The organism is Flagellimonas oceani, from assembly GCF_011068285.1.
Taxonomy (GTDB): Bacteria; Bacteroidota; Bacteroidia; order Flavobacteriales; family Flavobacteriaceae; genus Flagellimonas; species Flagellimonas oceani.
In genome coordinates this window covers 3,421,561-3,437,414 of record NZ_CP049616.1, presented here as the reverse complement: position 1 = coordinate 3,437,414, position 15,854 = coordinate 3,421,561, and the positions used below count along the sequence as shown (strand labels likewise).

Genomic DNA, 15,854 nt, shown 5'->3' with positions numbered 1-15,854 from the left:
TAATGCTGCCAAGGGAATGCGCTCGCCGCATCTTGGAATTTCTATGTTTCTTTTGGAAACAACAATCAATTATTAACAAAGAATAATGACCCCTTTTATTCGTAACATTTTTACGAATGAAACTCTATTCAATTATTCAAAAAAGAGCCTGTTCCGGCTCATTGCGACCGTCACAAAAAAGCAAGGGACATCGCATCAAAACCTTATTTGCGGGCACTGCCTGCTTAGGATTGGCATTTAGCATGAGTGCCCAAGAAGAACCTATCGATAGTCTCGAGGGAAAAGAAGTTGTGCTGGATGAGGTCCTTGTTCAGTCGGTAAGGATCACCAAGGATTTCCCGATTACTTTTTCCGATCTGGACAAAGTGGAACTGGCCCCTCGAAACCTAGGGCAGGACATCCCTATTCTGATGAATTTTATGCCTGCCGTGGTCACTACGTCCGATGCTGGGGCAGGTATAGGCTATACGAGCATGCGTGTTCGTGGTAGCGACGCGACCCGGGTCAACGTAACCATTAACGGTATTCCGTACAACGATGCGGAATCGCACGGTACTTTCTGGGTGAACATGCCCGATTTTGCCACCTCTACCCAAAGTTTGCAGTTGCAGCGCGGCGTGGGAACTTCCACCAACGGAGCAGGGGCCTTCGGAGCAAGTTTAAATATGCTTACCGATGCTTTTTCCAATGAAGCGTATGCCAGGATTTCATCATCTGTCGGAAGTTTTAACACCTTGCGGAACAACGTAAAGTTCAGTACAGGGTTGATGAACGACCACTTTGAATTTTCAGGGAGACTTTCCAGGGTAACTTCTGAAGGTTATGTGGATAGGGCAGCATCCGAATTGGAAGGCTATTTTCTACAGGGAACCTACAAGGATGATAACACCTTGGTAAAAGCGCTGCTTTTTGGAGGACATGAAGTTACCTACCAAGCATGGAACGGAATATCCGCAGAACAGCTGCAAGATCAAGATAACCGTACCTACAACTCGGCCGGGGAATATACCGATGATAACGGAGACACCCAATACTACGAAAATGAAGTGGATAACTACAAGCAGGATCACTTTCAGTTGCACTGGTACGAGACTTGGAACCCGGCTTGGGAGACCCATTTGGCCGTGCACTATACAAGAGGCCGGGGCTTTTTTGAACAGTACAGGGAAGATGACGATTTTGTAACCTATGGTCTGGAGCCTATCACCGTGAATGGTGAATTGGTAGAGAACACCGATTTGATCCGCCGCCGTTGGTTGGACAACGATTTTTATGGAACGGTATTTTCCGCCACCTATAATAGCGACAAGCTCGAACTCATCATGGGAGGTGGCTATAACGAGTACAAAGGTGATCACTTTGGCGAGATCATTTGGGCCGAATATGCCAGCGACAGTGAAATACGGGATAGGTATTACGACGATAATTCCACCAAAACGGACTTTAATGCTTATACCAAGGCCAATTTTGAACTAACGGACCAGTGGTCCCTATTTGGCGATGTGCAATATCGTACGGTAAGTTATCAGGCCAATGGGGAGGATACGGGTCTGGTGGACGATACCTTCAATTTTTTCAATCCAAAGGCAGGGGTTACCTTCGATTTGAACCAAAACAATAATTTTTATTTCTCGTATGCCCGTGCCAATAGGGAGCCCAACCGTAACGATTACGAGAGCGGAAGCCCAAAACCCGAGAAACTCAACGATTTTGAGCTGGGGTGGAGGTATGTTTCGCCAAGTTTCCAATTGAACACCAATGTGTACTATATGCGATACAAAGATCAATTGGTACTTACGGGCGAATTGAACGATGTAGGAGCCCCGTTGAGGTCTAACGTCGGTGACAGTTACCGTTTGGGACTCGAAATTGATGCAAATGTAAGCCTCTCCGATTCGTTTACATGGAGACCGAACATAGCTTTGAGCGATAACAGGAACCTTGATTATTTCTTTGAGCAGGATGGGGAACTTCAAAACTTGGGAAATACGAACATTGCCTTCTCTCCAAAATTGATTGCCGGCAATATTATTACCTATCAGCCCAGTACTGACTTTCAGGTTTCGTTGCTGTCAAAATTTGTGGGCAAACAGTATATGGGCAACATAGATTCAGAGACTTCGGTTTTGGACAGCTATACCCAAACTGATTTCAATATCCAGTATACCATCAACATGGATTCTTTTATAAAGAGCATTGAAATTTCCGGTTTGGTGAACAATATTTTCGATGCCGATATTGTCTCCAACGGATATTTTTACACTTTTGATGATGACTTTTCCAATCCGGGAACCATCACCACTGTTGAAGAAGCCTTTTATTACCCGCAGGCAGGAATCAACTTTCTGTTAGGGGCAACACTCAATTTTTAGTCAGTTCGAGTAAAATCCAGAAAGGATTTTGTATCGAGAACTGCTTTATGTAATGGTTTTGAACGGGATTCTGTAATTTTAACCGTAATGACAGAATCCCGTTTTAATTTTTCAGCAGAAAAACCCCTTCGTTGGGGAGTGATCGGTTGTGGCGCCGTTACCGAAAAAAAAAGCGTGCCAGCCTTTAAAACGACCTCAGGTTTTGAAGTGGCCATGGTAATGCGGAGAAACCCTAAAAAGGTTGAAGATTATGCCAAAAGACATCATATACCCAATTGGACCACCAATGCCGATGAGCTGATCAACAACCCAAAGGTTGATGCCGTATATATTGCCACGCCGCCCGATACCCATAAATTGTATGCATTAAAAGTGGCCGCAGCCGGAAAACCCTGTTGTGTGGAAAAACCCATGGCGCCTACCTACAAAGATAGTTTGGCCATTTATAATGCCTTCGTGGATAAAGGAATACCGCTTTTTATAGCGTACTACCGCCGTTCACTGCCCAGATTTCTTAAAATCAAAGAATGGTTGGATGGTGGGCAAATAGGTGAAGTGAGACATATTCACTGGCAAAAGACCAAACCGCCAAGTGATATTGATCTAAGCAAAGCATATAACTGGAGAACCGATGCGGCAATTGCCCGTGGCGGATATTTTGATGATTTGGCCAGTCATGGGTTGGACTTGTTCACCTTTTTATTGGGTGATATTGAAGAGGCCAATGGTTTTTGCACGAACCAAATTGGATTGTATTCCGCTTTTGATGCCATAACGGCAAATTGGATACACGAGGGAGGGATTACAGGAACAGGCAACTGGAACTTTGGAACGTACCACCGAACCGATAAGGTCGAAATTATGGGTTCCAAGGGAAGCATTCGTTTTGCCGTTTTGGACGAAGCACCCGTTGAGCTTCAAAATGCTTTGGGGCATCAAATTTTGAATATTCCGCACCCAGAACACATTCAAGAGTTCCATGTAGAGAATATAAAAAATCATCTTCAAGGACAAGGAAGGCATCCCTCAACTGGAACGACCGGTCTGCATACCAGTTGGGTAATGGAAGAAATTTTGGGAAAACTCTGATCTATTACCAAAGTTGGTGCACGTGTTTTTTTATGTATTCGTGGTATATTTGGTTTACAGCTGCTTTTTCCTCTTTTGTGAGCGAGGGTAATTTCACCGCTTCAAGATTGCTTTTCAGGTGTTCTTCTTTTGATGCCCCTGGAATAATACAACTGACCTCGGGGAAATCCAATATCCATCGTAGAGCCATGGGTGCTAGGTTTTTTCTTTCGGGAAATACTTTTTTGAGTTCTTCAACAGCTTGTAATCCTACTTCAAAAGGGACACCGCTAAAGGTTTCTCCTTTATCAAAAGCTGCACCATCTCTGTTAAACTTCCTGTGGTCTTCTTCGTCAAAAGTGGAGTCCGAAGAAAATTTCCCGGTAAGTAGTCCACTGGCCAAAGGCACGCGGACGATTACACCGATATCCTTCTTCTGTACTTTTTCAAAAAACAATTCCGAAGGACGCTGCCGGAACATATTGAAGATAATTTGAACCGTGCTTACATTTGGGTATTCCATCGCCTTTAGGCCTTCCTCTACCTTTTCTATACTAACACCAAGGTTCTTTATTTTACCCTCTTCCCTTAATCGGTCGAACAGTTCAAAAATTTCAGGCCTATAAAAAACTTCGGTGGGCGGGCAATGTAGTTGGATTAAATCCAAACAATCCATCCCAGTATTTTTTAAACTGTCCTCCACATATTTTCGGAGTACGTCCACAGTATAGCCTTCGTTAACATGGGGATTTATTTGCCTGCCACATTTAGTGGCCACAAAAACTTCTTCCGATCTGGATTTTACCACTCGGCCCACTGCAGCTTCACTAGCACCGGCCTCATAAACATCTGCGGTGTCTATAAAGTTTACCCCCGCATCTATGGCTTCGTTTATTATCTTTTCGGCTAGGGCATCATCAAAACCAGAGCCCCATTTTCCTCCTACCTGCCATGTGCCCAGAGAGATTTCGGAGACATTGATGCCTGTTTTGCCCAGTCTTCTATATTTCATCCTTAAAATTTAGTTCGAGATTATCACAACATTCCCACTTTGTGTAGCCCTGTAAAAAAGTAAATCGTAGTACCGGTTTCCATCATCGGGCCTGTCCAATTGCTGTCCCGTAAAAAGATTGTAGGTGTAGCCTTCACAACCGCAAACTGCGTTTTGCCCCTCGATAGTCATGGTAGAGCATTCGTTTGGTGCATGGTTGGGGCAACTCGCCTCAAAAGCATAATAGGTATCCAAGCTGGATTTGATAACAAATGCACCACGGGTTCCCACGCCATTGTTGCCCACATAAACAGGGTTTCCAATGTTGTTGAGGTCATTGTAGAGCGGGAGATTTAGGTTCAATTCAAAACGAAACCGTACCTCTTGTAAATATGGATTTCTGTTGGTGCTATCCGAGCTGCAGGATAAAATAAGTGCCAAAAGAACGACGCCCCAGAAGTGCTTCATGTTAGATTGTTTCAGTGGATTATGGCGACAAAGTTGATCAAAAATTCTCTATATTTGCGTTAAATCCTCGCAAAAACCATGCAGGTCATGGGCATCGTTGAGGATTTTTTGTATTTGTAGAGGAAGAGTACATTGGGGAAATTTTTTGATTTTCTTCAATGCCTCTTTGTATTAAAAATTAACGTTATGAGCAAAGTTTCATACTATACACCCGAAGGATTAAAGAAATTGAGGGACGAACTGAACCACTTAAAAGATGTGGAACGTCCCAAAGCCTCTCAGGCCATTGCAGAAGCAAGGGATAAAGGAGATCTTTCCGAAAACGCGGAATATGATGCCGCCAAAGAAGCCCAGGGCCTTTTGGAAATGAAGATTTCCAAAATGGAAGAGACCTTGGCCAATGCCCGTTTGATCGATGAATCCCAGTTGGACAACTCCAAAATATTGGTGCTATCGACGGTGAAGCTCAAAAACCAAACCAACGGCATGGAGATGAAGTATACTTTGGTGGCAGAGAGCGAAGCGGATCTAAAAACAGGTAAAATTTCCGTTACATCTCCCATTGGAAAAGGATTGTTGGGTAAAAAAGTGGGCGACGTGGCAGAGATCAAGGTGCCGAACGGAACCTTGAAATTCGAAATTTTAGAGATTACAAGAGAGTAAGAGCCGCTTTATTGGTTATATTTAATCCCGTTGTTAAACGGGATTTTTTATTTTAAAACTGAATCAAAATGGCCAGTATCTTTACCAAGATCATCAGCGGGGAAATACCTTCTTATAAAATTGCCGAAGATGATGATAATTATGCTTTTTTGGACATCAACCCCAACGCCAAGGGACATACTTTATGTGTTCCCAAAAAGGAAGTGGACAAAATCTTGGACCTTGATGAGGAATCCTACACCAAGTTAATGGCATTTTCAAGAAAGGTGGGTATCGCCATTCAAAAGGCCGTGCCCTGTAAGCGGGTGGGAATGTCGGTGATCGGGTTGGAAGTGCCCCATGTGCATGTGCACCTTATCCCGCTCCAAAGTATGGCAAACGCCACTTTTCAGCATAAGGAAGAATTTACCCAAAAAGAATTTGAGGAGGTGGCAAGGGCCATCAGGTCAAACCTTTAGCCTTCTAAATAAAAGTACACACCTGCCGCCGCAAGGCATAACATCAAAATTAAAATGGTAAAAAACAGCATGGTAAAGCGTACAGCGGGCCTATCCGGTTTTACCAGTTTGTTGTAGTATTCATAAACACGCTCAATATCCGGTGTCCAGTCCACAGGGTATATGGTGGAATTGCATTTTTTGCATTTGATCTCGTTGGTGACAACACCGGTAGTTCTATGATAAAGTGCGTTAAAGGTGTGTTTCTGGTAAAACGTAATCGTAAGTTCCTGATTAAAACATTTGGGGCAATTGTTGGTGATATCAGCTTCTTGTATTACGAGTTGCTTTTCTTTGGCCATAATTTCAATTTATAGTGCTCGCAGCGTAATTTGCATGATAGTTCCTTCTCTACTGGACGAAAATACTTTAATTTTTCCTTTATGGTACTCTTCAACAATTCTTTTTACTAACGAAAGGCCTAATCCCCAGCCTCTTTGCTTAGAGGTGACACCTGGGTTAAAAATGTTCTGGAAGTCGCTTTTTGGAATCCCATGGCCCGTATCTGATACCAAAATATGGATGTTCTGGCCTTTCTTTTCAATTTGTATGGCAATATTGCCCTTTCCTTTCATGGCATCGATGCCGTTTTTTACCAAGTTCTCGATACTCCAGTTGTACAAAGGCGGATTCATGAGCACATTGGCCCCATCCACATCGGAACTAAAGGAAAAATGGACCAGTTTGGAACTGCGTTGTTTTAGATAGTCGTATGCTTTTTTGGTCTCTGTAACAATATCGTGTACGCGTAGTTCTGGAACGGAACCGATTTTGGAAAAACGCTCCGTAATGGTTTCCAACCGGTCAATGTCCTTTGCAATCTCTTGGGTCACTTCGGGATTGATGTCCTCGGACTTCAAGAGTTCGTTCCAACCCAACAACGATGTAAGGGGGGTCCCGATTTGATGCGCCGTTTCCTTGGCCATCCCCGCCCAAAGCTTGTTCTGTTCCGAGGCCTTGTTGGTACGGAAGAAAAAGAAGATCACCGCACCGAACAAAAAAATGATCAACAAAAGGGCCAGTGGGTAATACTTCAGCTTGTTGAGCACCTCCGAATTCCCGTAGTACAAAGTTTCGAGCAACTCATCTTCTTGAATGATCTGTATCGGTTCGTTCTCGTTTCTGAACTGAGCTATCTTTTTCTGGATATATACACTGTCGGCCACCTTTTCTTCGGGAATGTTATGGGTCTTGTACGATCCCTCTTCGTTTACCAAGATCATTGGGGTAGAGGTGTTGTTGCCCAGTACTTTAAGGGTGAGGTTCCCCAGTTCCTGATCTACGGAGGATTGGATCAGCTCCAATTGGGCCGTTGCCCAAATTTCCATTTTTAACCGCTCTTCTTCCTTAAATTTTCTGAAGAAACTATTGGTGTTCCATAAAATAAGACTCACAATAATGAAGGCCGCGATCAGCAAGGTAATATTGGAAGTTTTCCGCTTGGTACTAAAGTTCATTGGTGGTCAAATTCTTTTTAAAGATAGGGAATTGGAAAACATGTTGATAGTTAGTTTAAATAACGGCTCTCCATGGAATTCATTTTATGTACTTTTGAGTTTTCAACAAAAATTAACATTGCATGGAAGTTCAGGGAAGAATCAAAATGATAGATGAAACCAAGACCTACGGGAACAATGGTTTTAGAAAAAGAGAGGTGGTCGTAACTACTGAAGAGCAATACCCACAACATATATTGGTCGAGTTTGTTCAAGATAAGTGCGACTTGCTAAATAATTATTCCGTTGGTCAAATGGTGAAGATCAGCATCAATCTAAGAGGTAGGGAGTGGGTCAATCCACAAGGAGAGACCAAATATTTCAACTCTATCCAAGGATGGCGGATTGAGAACCTTCAGTCTGAGCCCGCAGGCGACAATATGCCTCCCGTTCCGCCAATGGAAGCTTTTGAGCCTGCCGACGATTACAATGAAGAGGATCACGACGATCTTCCTTTCTGATAAAGGTTCCGTAACACGATAAATTTTGAAAATCCAGGCTCCATGTCTGGATTTTTTAGTTTTTTGGCCGATTTGTATTTTTAGAAAAAATTGATTGTGGAACATACGCCCCTACATTTTTTGAGCAAGAGGCTGGAATTTCCTCCCGTTGATACCGCCAGTGGGGATGGATTGCTTGCAGTGGGGGGCGATCTATCGCCCGAAAGATTGTTGTTGGCCTATAAAAACGGGATTTTTCCTTGGTTTAACGATGATTCCTTGATTCTTTGGTGGACTCCCGACCCAAGAATGGTACTTTTTCCAGAAAAGGTAAAAGTGTCCAAAAGCATGAGAAAAGTAATCCGGGACAATATATTTACCTTGACCCAGAACACTTGTTTTGAACAGGTGATCGATTATTGTGCCCAAATTGAACGAAAGGGGCAGGACGGAACCTGGATCACGCCCGAAATGAAAACAGCTTATATGAAGCTCTACAAAAATGGGCATGCCAAATCCTTCGAAGTTTGGGAAGACGGGAATTTGGTAGGCGGACTTTACGGAGTTGACCTAGGCCATGTTTTTTGTGGGGAAAGTATGTTCAGTCTGAGGCCCAATGCATCCAAATATGCGTTCATAAAAATGGCACAGCAATGTAATGCCAAAGGCTACCAAATTATTGATTGCCAAGTGCACACCGATCATTTGGAGGGCCTTGGTGCGGAAATGATCTCAAGAAAGCAGTTCGTAAAAATTTTACAGGGACAGTTGCGCACTCGTCAGTAAAAACAAAATGTTCTGTGGCAGGCTGGAGCTGTAATCCTCCATACGGTATTCCACGCCCATTTGAAGTTTCAATCCACGGTTCAATTCCCAACCGATCTGGCCCGATAGGCGTGCATCATATTCTGGCGAATTGTTCTTGGCCACACTCAACAAGTTTTCAAGGCTCCCTACAAAATAAGGCTCTCCGACATTCAATTTTTCTCCCATCAATGGAAAATCCACCGCAAACCTATACCGGAACCTGTGGGTGGTCAATGAGTTGGTGATTCGTTGCTCCGTTCGTACCCTGTGGCCGTATCTTATGGCAAAAGGCTTGTTGGTAATATTGTATTGTTGGGTAAGGCGCAGTTCGTTTTCCCTGCTTTTTTCAAAATTGTTCCTGAACCTGTACTGGATACCGAACGCTATACTTTGGTCATCGCGAACCTTTAGTTTGGAAAAATGGGCAAGGTCCAATTGCCTAACACGTAATGTAAGTGCTTCGTCGTCGTAGATATAGTTACGGCTGGCCAACGAAAAGTTATGGGAATACGTACCCGTTACTTTGTAATTGGCGGCGACTTGCGGTTGCCAATATCCGGTCAGGTTTGTTTGGGCGCCGACCGTGGCCAATGGTAAAAGCAGCAATACGATCAAAAACCACTTAGTACAGTACATGGTCATAACTTGGTGGAAAGGATTTTCGGACCCGGATCGGTTGGCCTTCCGAATCGAATAGGGCCTCATACTCTTGGTAGTCCCTTTTTTCTTTGGCCGAAAAGACCAACTCATAGTTTACTTCGGGCAAAATCAGGTTCTGAAAAGCGTTGTGCAAAGTCTTTTCTTCGGATTGGCCATTTTTCACCGGGTGTTGTTGCTGTATTTTTTTTATCCTGTATTTGGCGTGGTTTTTTTTAAGGTGGGATACAATGGCGTTCCAAGTATCGTTTGGAATGTCCCGTTCCTTGATGATAAATTCCACGTCTTCCAAAGCCCCATTTTTATCGAATTCCACGCTATACCGTAGTCTATCTTTTTTGAACTTGGCCTCGTAACTCAGTTTGGTACTGTCCGTTTCCTTATAAAAACGTACCCTCCTCGCATTTTTCAGGTAATCCTCAATTAGAGAAAATGACCTACTGGGAAACTCTTCTTTATCTATTCTTGACTCCTGCTCGTACTTATCTTGTGCAGCACCTAGTTGCACAATTGCGAATACAAGCAGTAATGTTTGGTTATACTTCATCATATCTAAAACAGTTTACTTCGTGGTCGTTCACCATGCCCGTTGCCTGCATGTGCGCATACATTACGGTACTCCCCACAAACTTGAAGCCACGTTTTTTTAAATCTTTGCTTATCGCATCCGATAATTCGGTCGTTGCCGGAGCATTTTTGTAGTTTTTCAACTCGTTTTTAATGGGCTCATCGTTCACGAACCCCCAGATGTATTTACTGAAACTGCCAAACTCCTTTTGAATTTCCATAAATGCCCTTGCATTGGAAACGGTGGCCTTCACTTTTAATTTATTTCTGATGATTCCCGGGTCCTGTAAGAGTTCGTCAATTTTAATTTGATCGTAATCGGCGATCTTTCTATAATCAAATTGATCGAAAGCGTTCCTGAAGTTTTCCCGTTTTCGCAATACGGTTATCCAGCTTAGGCCAGCTTGAAAGGTCTCCAGGATCAAAAACTCGAAAAGGGTTTCGTCATCTCTGACTGGAACGCCCCATTCCGTATCGTGGTAAGCTTCATACAATGGGTCGCCAATACACCATCCGCATCTATGTTTGTCCATCAAAACAATTTTAATCAAAAATAAAGGAAAAACACCAGAGTTAATTGAAAGTTAAAGTGTTAAATGTTAATAGTAATACTTTTATATTCGCGAGGGTAATTTTTAAAAGTGATGTATGATGGACGTATTGATGCAGTCCCTGAAAATAGGGGTAAATGAAAAGCTTTACATTAAAGATCCGGAGTCCTCGGCTTTGGGCAAGAATATTATTGAACACAGTATTTTGATGATCGATGAAATAGGTTTTGATCATTTTAACTTCAAAAAATTGGGTGCTACCATAAATTCCAACGAAAGCTCGATTTATAGGTATTTTGAAAACAAGCATAAATTGTTGCTGTATTTGGCCACATGGTATTGGGGTTGGGTGGAATACAGAATGGTGTTTGCGACCAACGGCATTTCCGATCCGGTTAAAAAGTTGGAGAAAGGCGTTGAGATATTAACGCAGAACGTGGAGGAGGACAGCACCATATCCCACGTTAACGAGGTGGTGCTCAATAGGATCATTATCAACGAATACTCAAAATCATACTTGGTCAAAGAGATTAACCAAGAGGACAAGGATAGTTTTTTTATTGTTTGTAAAAGGTTGGTCAACCGGTTGAGTGAGATGATCACCGCTGTGGATGCCACCTATCCTTATCCGATAAGTTTGGCGAGCAATGTAATGGAGGGATCGCTCCACCAATATTTTTTAAAGGAACATTTCCCAACGCTTACCAACTGCAACAAAACAATTACACCGACCGAGTTTTTTAAAGATCTCATATTCCGCACACTAAATAAAAAATAAATGGCTAAAAAAATACTTACGGCATGGCAGCGCTTAATGGGTCTCCTGACCTTGGATAAAAAAGATGTTTTTCAGATTTTTTACTATGCTATTTTTGCTGGTTTGGTAAACCTGTCCTTGCCACTGGGCATACAGGCGATCATCAACCTCATTCAGGGGGCCAGGGTAAGCACATCCTGGATCGTGCTTGTGGTTTTGGTTACCATGGGGGTCGCTTTTGTGGGAGTGTTACAGCTGATGCAGATACGGATCATTGAGAACCTTCAGCAAAAAATATTTACCAGGTCTTCTTTTGAATTTGCCTATCGGTTTCCAAAGATCAAAATGAGCGAACTCCGCTATTATTACCCGCCAGAGTTGGCAAACCGCTTTTTTGATACCCTCACGGTACAAAAATCTCTGTCCAAGATACTCATCGACTTTCCGGCCGCGTTATTACAGATCATATTCGGATTGTTGCTGTTGTCCTTTTACCACCCCTTCTTCATTATTTATGGGCTGTTGTTGCTCCTGCTCATTTACATAGTGTTCAAGTTTACGGCACAACGCGGGCTCGATACAAGTTTGGAAGAATCCAAGATCAAATACAAAGTGGCACATTGGGTCCAGGAAATCGCACGTTCCATTATCAGTTTCAAGCTTTCAGGAAAAACATCGCATGCCTTGGAGAAGAACGATACTTTGGTGGATGAATATTTAGAGGCCAGGGAGAGTCACTTTAGGGTCCTGGTGATGCAATTTATTCAAATGATAGGCTTTAAGGTGCTGGTAACGGCCGGCCTATTGCTGATCGGTGGATTACTTGTGCTGGAGCAACAGATGAACATTGGTCAATTCGTAGCGGCAGAAATCATCATCCTATTGGTCATAAGCTCTGTGGAGAAAATGATTTTGGGCTTGGAGACTGTGTACGACCTCTTGACATCTTTGGAAAAAATGGGTCAGGTGGTGGATAAGGAATTGGAGCCACAGACCGGGGAAACCCCATTTAAGGAAGGGGAAGGGTTGACCGTGGAACTAGAAGATATCGTTTACAAAGTCCCTGGCTTGGACAAAAAGATCATAGACCATCTCTCGCTCACCATTCGTCCGGATACTAGATTGTTAATACAGGGAAAAAGCGGTTCCGGGAGGTCCACCCTATTGCGGATGATAGCAGGTATCCTAGAACCGGATGAAGGAAAAATATATGTAAACAATGTGGCGCTGCAAGGAATCAAGTTGAGCAAGTACCGTTCTTATCTGGGACACTCGCTCACCGAGGAGTACCCTTTTGAAGGCACCCTGCTGAACAACATCACCTTTGGGAACAAGGACATCCCAATAGAAGATGTGTACTGGGCATTGGACAAAGTGAGCCTTACGCAGTTTGTAAAGGAGCAGCCCCAAGGCCTCAAAACCATTTTGTATCCCGAGGGTAAAAAAATACCCGATTTTATATCCAGAAAAATTGTGCTGGCCCGAAGCATCGTTACAAGGCCCAAACTAATGATATTAAAAGACCCATTGGAACAGTACGGTGAAGATGACACCGAAAAAATGATGGACTTTTTGGCGGATCCCGCCAACGGATGGGCCTTGGTGGTGGTTAGTGAAAACCCCAAATGGGCAAGCCGCTGCAACGAAATCATACGAATGGACAAAGGTAAATTGATCAACATAAAATAAAGTTCATGCTCAATATTTCTTCAAATAATAAATTGAACGAGAAGGTGGACCTTTCCGGTTATGAAGCTGGAAAAAAGGTCTTCCATAAAAGGCATTATAAGCAGTTCAACCGCTTTTTGGCTTCTTTTTCCATTATTGCGGTCTTTATGATGTTTTTGCCATGGACCCAGAATATATCCGGCAGGGGCTACCTTACCACCTTGACCCCGGACCAAAGGCCACAAACCATTCAGTCGCCAATACCCGGGCGGATTGAAAGGTGGTTTGTGAGAGAAGGCGAATATGTGAAAAAAGGGGATACCATTTTGCATATCTCCGAGATAAAGAGCGAGTATTTCGACCCCGATTTGGTAGAGCGTACCGGGAAGCAGATAAAGGCAAAAAATATGTCGGTCACTTCCTACCAAGAAAAGGTAAAGGCCCTGAACCAGCAGATCAATGCCCTCAATAATGAGCTGGGACTCAAACTGGAGCAAGCTCGGAACAAACTCATACAATCCAAATTGAAGGTAAAAAGCGATAGTATTGATTTGGAGGCCGCAAAAACCAATATTATGATTGCGCAGCGCCAATTTGACCGAGTGGACAAGTTACAGGAAGAAGGACTTAAAGCTGTGACCGATGTGGAAGAGAAGCGCCTCAAATTACAAGAAACACAAGCGAAGCTAATTAGTCAAGAAAACAAATTGCTTACCAGTAAAAACGATGTGATCAATGCCCAAGTGGAAATTAACAGGGTCAGGGCCGAGTATGCCGATAAAATATCAAAGGCGCAGAGCGATCTGTATACGGCCCAATCCAATCAGTTCGACTCGGAAGCACAGGTAACCAAACTCGAAAACCAGTACACCAACTACGAAATGCGGAACGATATGCTTTACATAAGAGCGCCGCAAAACGGATATATCACCAAGGCCATACAATCGGGAATCGGGGAAACCTTTAAAGAAGGCGCCCAATTGGTGGGGATAATGCCCTCGGATTACGATATCGCCGTAGAAACTTTTGTGGACCCCATAGACCTTCCCTTGATACATGTGGACGAAAAGGTGCGCATCCAGTTCGATGGTTGGCCCGCAATCGTATTTAGCGGATGGCCCAACGTGTCGTACGGAACTTTTGGCGGTAAGGTAGTTGCCATTGAGAATTTCATCAGCCCCAATGGAAAATATAGGGTGCTCTTGGCGCCGGACGAGGAAGAGGCCCCATGGCCCAAGGATATAAGAGTGGGTTCCGGGGCCAGTACCATGGCCCTATTGGAAGATGTTCCCATTTGGTACGAACTGTGGCGACAGCTCAACGGCTTCCCGCCAAATTATTATCAACCTCAAAATACAAGTGCAAATGCTTCAAAGAAATAGAAGATTACTTTTATGTTGTACCCTCTTTTTCTTTAACATCAGCTTTTTTTACGCGCAGCAAGATTCTTTGGTGCTGGGATTTAAGGAATATTTGGGCTATGTAAAAAAATATCACCCCATAGCAAAGCAGGCGCAGTTGAACATTGCCATGGGGCAGGCGCAGCTTATGAAGGCCCGTGGAGGGTTTGACCCCAAAGTTGAGGTGGATTATAATACCAAAGAGTTCAAGGACACCGAATACTGGGACCGATTGAATGCCACCTTCAAGATTCCGACTTGGTTTGGTATTGAGCTCAAAGGTAATTTTCAGCAAGCTGAAGGAACTTACATCAACCCGGATGAAACCTTGCCCGAAGATGGCCTCTACAGCGCAGGGGTCTCCATGTCCGTTCTGCAGGGATTCTGGATCAACGAACGAATGGCAACCTTGAGGAAGGCCAAGTTTTTTAGGGAACAGACCAAGGCCGATCAAGACCTGCAGGTCAACCAGGTACTGTACAATGCTTCATTGGCCTATTTTGATTGGTTAAAAGCGTACCGGGATGCCGAAGTGTACAAGGATTTTCTGGAAAATGCCGAAATGCGCTTTCAAGGAATCAAAGAAAGTGCCTTGGCAGGCGATATTGCCATAATCGATACCGTAGAAGCAAAAATAGCCGTCCGAAACCGAGACTTGGGTTATCAACAGGCAAAGGTGGAATTGATGAAAAAATCTCTGGAACTGAGCAACTTTTTATGGATCGAGGATGTGCCCGTTGAGCTTCAGGGAGGTATAAGTCCAAATTTGGAGCCCGAAATGGATATCAATACAACCTTGGAGATAGAAGGCGTGCCTTTGGACAGCTTCAATTTGGATACACACCCCAAACTTTTGTCACTGGATTATAAAATAGAAGGGCTTACGGTCGACAAGCGTTTGAAGGCCAATAAATTGCTCCCCAAGTTAAATGCGGAGTATAATTTTGTGACGGAAACCCCCGAATTTATAAACTCGTTCGTTACCGAAAATTATAAAGCGGGATTGAGTTTTCAAATGCCCATATTCTTGAGAAAGGAACGGGGCGACCTCAAACTGGCCAAATTTAAGCTCCGTGATGCCGAATACGAAAGGGACAATGCCCAAGTGGAAATTCAGAACAAGGTCATAGCCATTTATAACGAGTTGGATTCCTTTACCGAGCAAAACCAATTGATAACGGATATTGTAAAGGACTATACCACCATGCTGAACGCAGAAGAGCGAAAGTTTAGTTTTGGGGAAAGTTCCCTGTTCCTTATCAATTCAAGGGAAAGCAAGCTTATTGATGCATATCTCAAACAGAACGAGATGCAGAACAAGTTTTTCTACACCAAGGCAAAACTGTTCAAGAGCTTGGCCATAAATCCAAAAACATTGTAAGGATCTAAATGGTATTTATGATTCAAATTTGTCAGTTTGAGTAATTTTTTGGTGGTTGAGCGAAGTCGAAA

17 protein-coding genes are annotated in these 15,854 nt (G+C 43.4%); 10 read left to right on the top strand and 7 right to left on the bottom strand.

The genetic code is table 11. The features are described from left to right. Nucleotides 1-116 precede the first annotated feature (116 nt). Together GVT53_RS15560 and GVT53_RS15555 are read left to right on the top strand one after the other, a co-directional pair. Nucleotides 117-2,372: a TonB-dependent receptor gene (locus GVT53_RS15560; protein WP_166249413.1), complete on the top strand. Its 2,256-nt coding sequence runs from the start codon at nucleotides 117-119 to the stop codon at nucleotides 2,370-2,372. A gap of 87 nt (nucleotides 2,373-2,459) precedes the next feature. Then, nucleotides 2,460-3,461, top strand: a complete 1,002-nt coding sequence (locus GVT53_RS15555) for a Gfo/Idh/MocA family protein (RefSeq protein WP_166249412.1) — start codon at nucleotides 2,460-2,462, stop codon at nucleotides 3,459-3,461. A gap of 4 nt (nucleotides 3,462-3,465) precedes the next feature. Here GVT53_RS15555 and GVT53_RS15550 read toward each other — a convergent pair whose 3' ends face one another. Both GVT53_RS15550 and GVT53_RS15545 read right to left on the bottom strand, forming a co-directional pair. Continuing rightward, complete coding sequence (locus tag GVT53_RS15550) at nucleotides 3,466-4,452, bottom strand: aldo/keto reductase (protein WP_166249411.1); 987 nt, start codon at nucleotides 4,450-4,452, stop codon at nucleotides 3,466-3,468. Nucleotides 4,453-4,461: 9 nt separating this feature from the next. Continuing rightward, a complete protein-coding gene (locus GVT53_RS15545; RefSeq protein WP_166249410.1) occupies nucleotides 4,462-4,899 on the bottom strand; it encodes a Rieske (2Fe-2S) protein in 438 nt (145 codons plus the stop codon). Nucleotides 4,900-5,085: 186 nt separating this feature from the next. Between GVT53_RS15545 and greA the strand changes: the two genes are divergently transcribed. Continuing rightward, the gene (gene greA, locus GVT53_RS15540; protein WP_166249409.1) at nucleotides 5,086-5,562 is read left to right on the top strand and encodes a transcription elongation factor GreA; all 477 of its coding nucleotides are present in this window, start codon (nucleotides 5,086-5,088) and stop codon (nucleotides 5,560-5,562) included. A gap of 68 nt (nucleotides 5,563-5,630) precedes the next feature. Further along, nucleotides 5,631-6,020, top strand: coding sequence for an HIT family protein (locus tag GVT53_RS15535; protein WP_166249408.1), 390 nt, complete (start codon nucleotides 5,631-5,633; stop codon nucleotides 6,018-6,020). Here the strand turns inward: GVT53_RS15535 and GVT53_RS15530 are convergent. Beyond that, nucleotides 6,017-6,361 (bottom strand): hypothetical protein, encoded by a 345-nt coding sequence (locus GVT53_RS15530; RefSeq protein WP_166249407.1) that lies wholly within the window; start codon nucleotides 6,359-6,361, stop codon nucleotides 6,017-6,019. The two genes, GVT53_RS15535 and GVT53_RS15530, sit on opposite strands and share 4 nt — an antisense overlap. 9 nt (nucleotides 6,362-6,370) lie before the next feature. Next, nucleotides 6,371-7,516 carry a sensor histidine kinase gene (locus GVT53_RS15525; protein WP_166249406.1) on the bottom strand — a complete coding sequence of 382 codons (1,146 nt, stop codon included), beginning with the start codon at nucleotides 7,514-7,516 and terminating at the stop codon, nucleotides 6,371-6,373. 122 nt (nucleotides 7,517-7,638) lie between these two features. Between GVT53_RS15525 and GVT53_RS15520 the strand changes: the two genes are divergently transcribed. Then, the gene (locus tag GVT53_RS15520) at nucleotides 7,639-8,016 is read left to right on the top strand and encodes a DUF3127 domain-containing protein (protein WP_166249405.1); all 378 of its coding nucleotides are present in this window, start codon (nucleotides 7,639-7,641) and stop codon (nucleotides 8,014-8,016) included. Between the two features lie 90 nt (nucleotides 8,017-8,106). Further along, nucleotides 8,107-8,781, top strand: coding sequence for a leucyl/phenylalanyl-tRNA--protein transferase (gene aat / locus GVT53_RS15515; RefSeq protein ID WP_166249404.1), 675 nt, complete (start codon nucleotides 8,107-8,109; stop codon nucleotides 8,779-8,781). Here aat and GVT53_RS15510 read toward each other — a convergent pair. From GVT53_RS15510 to GVT53_RS15500, 3 genes are read right to left on the bottom strand one after another with little or no spacing between them, the layout of a single operon-like run. Beyond that, on the bottom strand, nucleotides 8,752-9,438 hold the full coding sequence (locus GVT53_RS15510; RefSeq protein ID WP_240905043.1) for a DUF2490 domain-containing protein: 687 nt from the start codon (nucleotides 9,436-9,438) through the stop codon (nucleotides 8,752-8,754). The genes aat and GVT53_RS15510 overlap by 30 nt on opposite strands. Then, entirely contained in the window at nucleotides 9,425-10,009 is a 585-nt protein-coding gene (locus GVT53_RS15505; RefSeq protein WP_240905042.1) for a hypothetical protein, read from the bottom strand. The genes GVT53_RS15510 and GVT53_RS15505 overlap by 14 nt, the downstream gene beginning before the upstream one ends. Next, nucleotides 9,996-10,559, bottom strand: a complete 564-nt coding sequence (locus GVT53_RS15500; protein WP_166249402.1) for a DNA-3-methyladenine glycosylase I — start codon at nucleotides 10,557-10,559, stop codon at nucleotides 9,996-9,998. Before GVT53_RS15500 ends, GVT53_RS15505 begins: the two co-directional genes overlap by 14 nt. 118 nt (nucleotides 10,560-10,677) lie before the next feature. Between GVT53_RS15500 and GVT53_RS15495 the strand changes: the two genes are divergently transcribed. The 4 genes from GVT53_RS15495 to GVT53_RS15480 are packed head-to-tail and all read left to right on the top strand — an operon-like array spanning nucleotide 10,678 to nucleotide 15,783. Then, nucleotides 10,678-11,355 carry a TetR/AcrR family transcriptional regulator gene (locus tag GVT53_RS15495; RefSeq protein ID WP_166250510.1) on the top strand — a complete coding sequence of 226 codons (678 nt, stop codon included), beginning with the start codon at nucleotides 10,678-10,680 and terminating at the stop codon, nucleotides 11,353-11,355. Continuing rightward, on the top strand, nucleotides 11,356-13,023 hold the full coding sequence (locus tag GVT53_RS15490) for a peptidase domain-containing ABC transporter (protein WP_166249401.1): 1,668 nt from the start codon (nucleotides 11,356-11,358) through the stop codon (nucleotides 13,021-13,023). It begins immediately after the preceding gene. Between the two features lie 5 nt (nucleotides 13,024-13,028). Next, nucleotides 13,029-14,384, top strand: a complete 1,356-nt coding sequence (locus GVT53_RS15485; protein ID WP_166249400.1) for an HlyD family secretion protein — start codon at nucleotides 13,029-13,031, stop codon at nucleotides 14,382-14,384. Beyond that, nucleotides 14,368-15,783 (top strand): TolC family protein, encoded by a 1,416-nt coding sequence (locus GVT53_RS15480; protein ID WP_166249399.1) that lies wholly within the window; start codon nucleotides 14,368-14,370, stop codon nucleotides 15,781-15,783. Before GVT53_RS15485 ends, GVT53_RS15480 begins: the two co-directional genes overlap by 17 nt. The last annotated feature ends 71 nt before the right edge of the window (nucleotides 15,784-15,854 follow it).

Bases quoted from the DNA above. Each gene is read 5' to 3' on its own strand.
- GVT53_RS15560 (WP_166249413.1), top strand. From the start codon at position 117: ATGAAACTCTATTCAATTATTCAAAAAAGAGCCTGTTCCGGCTCATTG.
- GVT53_RS15555 (WP_166249412.1), top strand. From the start codon at position 2,460: ATGACAGAATCCCGTTTTAATTTTTCAGCAGAAAAACCCCTTCGTTGG.
- GVT53_RS15550 (WP_166249411.1), bottom strand. From the start codon at position 4,452: ATGAAATATAGAAGACTGGGCAAAACAGGCATCAATGTCTCCGAAATC.
- GVT53_RS15545 (WP_166249410.1), bottom strand. From the start codon at position 4,899: ATGAAGCACTTCTGGGGCGTCGTTCTTTTGGCACTTATTTTATCCTGC.
- greA (WP_166249409.1), top strand. From the start codon at position 5,086: ATGAGCAAAGTTTCATACTATACACCCGAAGGATTAAAGAAATTGAGG.
- GVT53_RS15535 (WP_166249408.1), top strand. From the start codon at position 5,631: ATGGCCAGTATCTTTACCAAGATCATCAGCGGGGAAATACCTTCTTAT.
- GVT53_RS15530 (WP_166249407.1), bottom strand. From the start codon at position 6,361: ATGGCCAAAGAAAAGCAACTCGTAATACAAGAAGCTGATATCACCAAC.
- GVT53_RS15525 (WP_166249406.1), bottom strand. From the start codon at position 7,516: ATGAACTTTAGTACCAAGCGGAAAACTTCCAATATTACCTTGCTGATC.
- GVT53_RS15520 (WP_166249405.1), top strand. From the start codon at position 7,639: ATGGAAGTTCAGGGAAGAATCAAAATGATAGATGAAACCAAGACCTAC.
- GVT53_RS15510 (WP_240905043.1), bottom strand. From the start codon at position 9,438: ATGTACTGTACTAAGTGGTTTTTGATCGTATTGCTGCTTTTACCATTG.
- GVT53_RS15505 (WP_240905042.1), bottom strand. From the start codon at position 10,009: ATGATGAAGTATAACCAAACATTACTGCTTGTATTCGCAATTGTGCAA.
- GVT53_RS15500 (WP_166249402.1), bottom strand. From the start codon at position 10,559: ATGGACAAACATAGATGCGGATGGTGTATTGGCGACCCATTGTATGAA.
- GVT53_RS15495 (WP_166250510.1), top strand. From the start codon at position 10,678: ATGGACGTATTGATGCAGTCCCTGAAAATAGGGGTAAATGAAAAGCTT.
- GVT53_RS15490 (WP_166249401.1), top strand. From the start codon at position 11,356: ATGGCTAAAAAAATACTTACGGCATGGCAGCGCTTAATGGGTCTCCTG.
- GVT53_RS15485 (WP_166249400.1), top strand. From the start codon at position 13,029: ATGCTCAATATTTCTTCAAATAATAAATTGAACGAGAAGGTGGACCTT.
- GVT53_RS15480 (WP_166249399.1), top strand. From the start codon at position 14,368: ATGCTTCAAAGAAATAGAAGATTACTTTTATGTTGTACCCTCTTTTTC.